Genomic DNA, 7,315 nt, shown 5'->3' on the forward strand with positions numbered 1-7,315 from the left:
GAATCATCATTATCTATAACAACTCCAAGCTTTGTTGATATTATGGCATTTAGCTTTTTAATTGATATTGACAAGACATTAATTTCTTTCTCTAATTTCATATTTTATACTATTACTTGTTTTGACAAACTTACTCCCTTCTTTATTTTTTAGGTATTTGGAAGATACCCTATGTTGTAATCTACGTAGCCTTTTTTCAAGTTTCTTAACTTTCTTAGTTTTATTAATATTTTTAAAATTCATTCCATTGGAGCATATACCTAAATCTTTTATTCCAACATCTATGTCTATACTTTCGTCTGTCAATTCTACTATTGGTTGTTCTTTTTCAATACATATGGATATATACCAATACTTACCGTCAAAACTTACTCTTGGATTAGCATACTTAACACCTATTGGTATTTGCTCTGCTGCTTTAACCCAATCTACTTTTTCAATTAAAACCATATTGGATTTTACTTTTAGTTTTATATTATCGTTATAGAATGATGGTTTAGACTTTCTTCTGCTTTTAAATCTTGGCTTATCTGCTAATGCTTTAAAGAACTTCTTATAAGCTTCACAGGCATCTTTTACAGCCTGTTTTGCAACATTATTAGATACTTCATTAAGCCATTTAAACTCTTCTGATTTTTTTAATTGAGTTATTTCTTTTCTTAATTCATTATCTGAAATAAACTTCCCACCATTTTTATAGTTTTCTTCTTGTCTTGCAAGTGTCCAATTATAAATAAATCTTGCTGTACCAACAGATTTCCATAATTTCTGTTCCTACTCTATACTTGGAATAATTCTAACTTTCTTCGCTAGTATCATTCTCTAACAACTCCTTAATCATTTTCTTTGCTTTATTGGCTCTTTTACCTTGTAACCTACAACTAAAAACTGTAACAATTTGAATTAAATCTTCAACTAATTCCTGTTCTTCTGTATTTTCAGTATTATCTATAATCTCGATAGCAGTTCCATATTTATTACATAGATTTTCTATAATTTCAAATCCAAATCTTAATAATCTATCTTTATATAGAATTACTATCTTTTCAACTTCTGAATTAGTTATCATATCTATTAATTGATTTAATCCTTTTTTATTGTAGTTAATCCCACTTCCTACATCTGTAATAACATCAAAAGAATATCCTTTAGCAATCATATAAGTCTTAACATTTTCTATCTGTCTTTCTAAATCGTCTTTTTGCTTATTGCTCGACACTCTACAATATCCAATTACTTTCTTAGTTTTAGTTTCAATTCCTTTGATACCTAAAAAATGATTAAGTTGTTCCTGCGAATAATATCTTGTACCACCACTTGTTATATGATGTGGAACAAATGAACCTTTTTTATGCCAATCCCTTAATGTTTGAGGAGTTTTACCTATTAAAGTTGAAAACTCACCGATTGAATAATACTTCATTAATTATCACCTCAATATAAGTATAATAAATAATTTAGTGTTATTAAATATAATTTTATAGATTTTTACATATTTTCTTTAACTATTGTCATCCTCCTCTGAAATAAGATATTTTTAGTTTTTTATTTGATTATTATAAATTTTTCAAATTATTTCAACAAGCTTCATGTGATTCTTAACTAGTACTTTCGCGCCATTTTCTAATAACTCTTCATCCTCTCTGAAACTTCATGCAACACCGACAGCATACATACCTGGTCCATTAGCTGTCCTAAATCGCCCAGATAAATGTAATCTGAGGTCGAAATTTTTGAGAGCCTCGATATTTCCCAAAACAGCTACAGTCATACCATTCTAGTTATTTTATTCCGAAAAACTGCGTAGTAAATTAGAAAATATCATTCGAGCCAAGGTGAATCAATAGTTTGAAATAGTATCCCGTTTTCTTTATAATTTCAGCTTTAAAACTATACAAATGTTAAGAAACATAAATTTTTCAGCTTTGAAAAAAATATTAAAGGATTACAGGTAAACTTTATACCTGTAATCCCTTTTTAGTTGTAGAAATTACTTTTTAAATATGCCAAATGGTTTTCCAACTGGTAGAAACACTCTATTGAAATGTGTATTTAGAAGACTTGCCCCTGCTCCATAAAACGATATCATAGATACGCTGAATTCTGAATAAGCAGCTAGCTTATGAGTAAATTCTGGCATGATATTGAATACGTTTAATGTTAATCCTATGAATAAGAAGTCTATCAGAACAAATATCATAAATAATACCTTATGAGTTTCTGCAGCTCCAATAGTCATAAATACTGAAAAAATTAGATAACCGATCAAAGCAAAGCCTAATTGTTTAGGATCTGCATCCTTTGCAAGAGCTTCCCCGAAGAAACCTAATTTTATTAACCATGTAGTAGCTATTCCAAGCCAAAATAATGAATATGCACCAAAAGCTGTTGTACCAAAGGTATTATTACGTTTTGAATCATTAATACATGCAAATAACTGTGCAAAAGCTCCAAGGAAAATAACCCATGGAATTAAATTTGAAACCCCCGTGGTAATCTCGAGCTTCTGAGAGGATGCTACTAAAGTTACCATAGCTAATCCAAATAATCCCAGTGCTGACGGATCTGCGTTTACGATTTTTACATTTTTTGTTTCCATAATTGACTGAACGACCTCCTTTTATTTTCTATACAGAAATAAGTTACCAGATAATTTTCATTTTGTCAAAATTTTTTCGTATTTAATACAAAATTTCAAATTTTTTGTAATAATTTTACCAGTTTCGTATACTTTTTCAAGTAGGTCTATAGTCTTTCTGAATTTTGATATTTGTATAAATTTAATATTAATCCTAATATTAATAACCTAATAAATTAAATCCATATAAGTTATATTTACTGATATATTAAATAATATTATTATTATATAGAAATGTAGTATCATTCATTATCTCATCATAAATACCATCTCTAATAATAGTGTGATCACTTGAAAAAACAACTGCTCTCTTAAATACTCCTTTTACATATTCAAAATCATGCGTAGAGCATAAAATTGTTTTTCCTGCATTATTTATAGTTATCATAAATTCTTTTAAAAATCTCTTAGTCTTAGGGTCAAGTCCATTCATTGGTTCATCAAATATATAAACATCTGGATTTAAAACCACCACTGAAGCAATAGATACTTTTTTCTTTTCTCCACCACTCAAATGATATGGTTGTCTATTCCTTAATTCATCAATTTTCAATAGTTTTAAAGTATCCTCTACTCTTTTTTTCACTTCTTCTTCATCCATACCCATCTGCCTTGGTCCAAATGCAATTTCATCATAAACATTTGAACAAAAGAGCTGTACCTCTGAATTCTGAAAAACAAAACCTATTTTCTTATGAAAAGCTTTTGAGAATTTTTCATTTTGCAACTTCTTATAATTAATTTCTTCTCCTTCAAATAAATAACTACCACTATCTGGTATTATTAATCCATTAAGTAGCTTCATTAAAGTAGATTTTCCGCTTCCATTTACACCTATTAAAGCAATAGCTTCCCCTTCATTAACATGAAAATTTATATCTTTTAGTGCAAGAACTTTAGTATCATATTTATAAGAAACATTTTTTATATCAATCATTAAATCACAACCTATCAAAGTAAAAATATATTATTATAAAAGCTACGTTAAATACAATACAAATATAATCAGGTAATTTTAATTTAAACTTCTTATATACTTTATATTCTCCTGTAAATCCTCTACATTCCATTGCATCATACATTTCTTCCGCCATTTCTTTAGATTTTATAAACATAGTTCCTACAATGCCAGAAAGTGATGTGCTTTTATTGTTACTTTTCCCTACAGACCTTAATTTAAGTGCATAAACCATATTTAACGAAAACTCACCTAAAACTAAAATATATTTTATAGTAGTATCAAGTACAAAAATAAACATATCAGGTACTCTAAAAACCTTTAAGGCACATGTAAGATCATTCCATTGGGTAGTAAAAGCTAATATGTTAACAGAAGCAACAGAAACTAAAATTTTTAGTGTAATCATTAAAGCATTATTCCCATATCCTAAAAAAATTGATGGTAAAAAGATGACAAAAGTAAAAATTGCTACACTTGAACTTACTTTCAAAATATATTTTATTTCATCAATTTTAAAAAAATTAATTAGCACAAGCATAGATACATTAGTAATTAAAACAAATGTAAAACTTTTTGTTAAAGATACAAAAATAATTAATACAAGTGTTGAAATAATTTTAATTAAAGCATTAAATTCAAGTTTATTTGTTCTATATTCGGTTTGTCTCATAAATCTTGTAAGTACATCTAATATAGAAATAATACTCTTATTTATAAAAGCGTCTTTATCTTTTGGCGGTATATAATTGTCTTTCTTTAAAAGCCACTCTGGCATTTATAACTTCCTCTCTTACCGTGTTTAGCCATTCACACTCTTATTGTCTTTCCTCATACTTGATATTACTCTAAATGCTATTAAAAGTATTGCAACTCCTGCAACTGCTGATAAAATATATCCAAAACTCTCTGGAAGCCCTTCAATATAATAATCTGGTATCAATGTACTAAAGCTAAATCCATTTTCCATACCTTTTGGTACAAATCCTAATGCATTACCACCTGTAACTACAGAACTTATCTCATCAGTTCCCCATTCACCCCAAGCTGTACCTGAAGCCAATAATCCTAAAGGTGATAAACATATCAGTGCTATTATTAAGCCATATATAGGTTTTGCTTTTGTAGTAGAACCTTCATATATAGTGTCAGGTGAAACTTTTTTTATGAAACTTAATACTCCAACAGTTATAATTGCTTCTAATACTCCTGCAACTGCAAGGTGCGGAATAAGCATTGATGGTATAGTAATCGACAAAGGATATGGACAATATAATGGCATACCTAAAGTATCTTTAAAAAGTAATGGTTGTATACCAAACTCTATTGAAGCACATAATGCTGCAATATTTAACCCAATATATGAAGCAATAAAAGTTGAAATGTATTCTCCTTTTACTGTTTTGATTCTTTCTTTTAAGAACTTATAAATATAATAGCCTGCAAATGGAATAACAAATGCCATATTAAAGCAGTTTGCTCCAAATGCTAAGACACCACCATCTCCAAATAATAATGCTTGAATTAAAAGTGCTATAGTTATAGAAATACAGGCCGCTTCAGGTCCTAAAAGAATAGCTAACAATGTTCCTCCAACTGCATGACCAGTAGTCCCACCTGGTAACGGAATATTAAACATCATTGTTAAAAACGAAAGTGACGCACCTATACCCATAAGTGGCATTTTCTTTTTAGTAATCTCCTTTTTTACTTTTTTAACTGATCTTGTCCATATTGGAATCATTACTGCTCCCATAACTGCACAAGTTGATGGGCTTAAATAATTGTCTGGAATATGCATTTTAATACCTCCCTTGAAATTTGGCAAAAATAAAACCACAAAAAAATTGATAACTATTTATAGTAATCAACCTTCGTGGTTATTAATCAAAATTAATATATTAATTAAATTTTATATAAAATGTATACCCTCGTAGCATACAAATTTATAATACTATATAATTTATAAACTGTAAATATTAATTTATTTTTTATTATAAATTTTATCTTTAAGGGCATTTACATAAAAATTGCTGTAATTGTACTTTAAATCTATTTTTTATAATGTTATAAATACTTTATCTATTGTTGCAAAATACATTTGACATGGACTTAACTCTAAATGTTAATATAAAGTGTGAGAAACTAACATTAGTTGGAACACTTGAACTTCCAGAATTAAAAGACAATGGAAATTACGCAAATTATATAAATATTTCAAATTTATTTATATAATAATACTTATGAATATAAAAATAATTATTATTTTATTACAAATTCTACTTTTGGAGGCATTAAGATGAAAATTGCTGTAATAGACGCACAAGGAGCAGGGCTTGGACAAACTATTATAAAAAAAATTCGTAAAGAAATAGACCATGACATTTATATCATTGCACTCGGTACAAATACATTTGCTACCTCAAATATGGTAAGATCGGGTGCTAATGTTGGTATAAGCGGAGAAAGATCAATTTGTTCATTTTGTAAAACAAACAAAATTGATAGTATAATAGGTCCAATTGGAATAATTTGCAACGGTGGTATAAACGGAGAAATTACCCCTATGATTTCCACATCAATATTCAATATGGATTGTACTAAATATATACTTCCACTACAGAAACATGGTATTTATATACCAGGCACAAGAAACCTTCAAATCAAAGACATACTTGAAGAAATTGTACTTGATATAAAAAGTAATATAAAACTATAGCATTTAATCCATAATATTTATCAATTTTCAAATCCTAAATTCAAACTCTAAATCCCTATCTCCTCTTAGGATAACCTAGCGTAAAATAATATTTACCATATATACAATAATATTGCTGAACATAAATATTTAATCATTGAATAATTGATATTTATATACTACTGGACAGTCAAAAATTATTTATCATTAAGAAACCTGTAAATCCTCATAAAATGAAGGGTCTACCTGCTTATTTTTAATTATTTTAGTTATGCTTAAACCCGCATTTTTAGCCATAATGCGAATAATGTTTTTCTTCCAGCTGTATCCAGCTTCAGATAGTTTTTACACCATCTTGAAGATTGATGAAAAGAGGAATACAAAACATCTTTGAACTATTTCCTGCCAGTACCCCTATACCACCAAACATATGACCAAAGATATATTCTCCTTTTGAAGAATTTTCAGATTCTTGGTGTAGCTTTTTAACCCCTGGCATCTTACGAGCCTCTTTTGAAGCTTTAACACCATCACCCACAAGAATTGTTACACTATCTTCTTTACAAATGAGGCTTGTCTTGAAAAACACTCTTTAAAGTTTGTTAAAATTTTATTTATTAAATTCCACATAATTTATAGTTAATCTATCCATATTTATGATAAACTAATTTTAATTTATATTATGGATAAAGACAAAGCTGTCGCTTTTAGCGAGTTAATTAATGTCGGGTAGGTCGGAAACCTCTCGGTTTCTTTCCCCCCTAAGAACCGTACTTGTGACTTTCACCACATACGGCTCAAGCCATCATTTGTCCTAACAGTTATATTCAAAACGCTTAAATTGCTCTTTCATTAGTTTCATCCCTTGCTTACTTGCTGGCTTGGAGTGCTCTAACCAAAATAGACACACAATAAGTACGATTTTCTTGTATTTTCACAGCATTTCATGTAATGTTATATTTTGAATTTATGTATAAATATTGAATAATATATGTATAACAATCCAATACTTAATATCATG

The 7,315-nt window shown here is 28.6% G+C and carries 7 protein-coding genes and 1 pseudogene; 1 reads left to right on the forward strand and 7 read right to left on the reverse strand.

Annotated features, from left to right (window positions below; translation table 11 throughout):
* The 6 genes and pseudogenes from LLF98_RS04805 to cbiM all read right to left on the reverse strand — a co-directional run.
* A pseudogene (locus LLF98_RS04805) lies at positions 1-819 on the reverse strand (transposase); the annotation flags it as partial.
* Complete coding sequence (locus LLF98_RS04810; protein ID WP_291701402.1) at positions 797-1,423, reverse strand: IS607 family transposase; 627 nt, start codon at positions 1,421-1,423, stop codon at positions 797-799. The pseudogene LLF98_RS04805 and the gene LLF98_RS04810, both read right to left, overlap by 23 nt.
* Positions 1,424-1,990: 567 nt before the next feature.
* Entirely contained in the window at positions 1,991-2,599 is a 609-nt protein-coding gene (locus LLF98_RS04820) for an acetate uptake transporter (protein ID WP_291701404.1), read from the reverse strand.
* 247 nt (positions 2,600-2,846) lie between these two features.
* Positions 2,847-3,575 carry an ABC transporter ATP-binding protein gene (locus LLF98_RS04825; RefSeq protein WP_291701406.1) on the reverse strand — a complete coding sequence of 243 codons (729 nt, stop codon included), beginning with the start codon at positions 3,573-3,575 and terminating at the stop codon, positions 2,847-2,849.
* Positions 3,576-3,579: 4 nt separating this feature from the next.
* Complete coding sequence (locus LLF98_RS04830; protein ID WP_291701408.1) at positions 3,580-4,374, reverse strand: energy-coupling factor transporter transmembrane component T; 795 nt, start codon at positions 4,372-4,374, stop codon at positions 3,580-3,582.
* 24 nt (positions 4,375-4,398) lie between these two features.
* A complete protein-coding gene (gene cbiM, locus LLF98_RS04835; protein ID WP_291701410.1) occupies positions 4,399-5,397 on the reverse strand; it encodes a cobalt transporter CbiM in 999 nt (332 codons plus the stop codon).
* 498 nt (positions 5,398-5,895) lie between these two features.
* Between cbiM and LLF98_RS04840 the strand changes: the two genes are divergently transcribed.
* Positions 5,896-6,315, forward strand: a complete 420-nt coding sequence (locus LLF98_RS04840; RefSeq protein ID WP_291701412.1) for a DUF3842 family protein — start codon at positions 5,896-5,898, stop codon at positions 6,313-6,315.
* A gap of 313 nt (positions 6,316-6,628) precedes the next feature.
* Here the strand turns inward: LLF98_RS04840 and LLF98_RS04845 are convergent, their stop codons facing one another.
* Positions 6,629-6,793: a hypothetical protein gene (locus LLF98_RS04845; RefSeq protein WP_291701414.1), complete on the reverse strand. Its 165-nt coding sequence runs from the start codon at positions 6,791-6,793 to the stop codon at positions 6,629-6,631.
* Positions 6,794-7,315 lie beyond the last annotated feature (522 nt).

The organism is Clostridium sp. (genome assembly GCF_021372645.1).
Taxonomy (GTDB): Bacteria; Bacillota; Clostridia; order Clostridiales; family Clostridiaceae; genus Clostridium.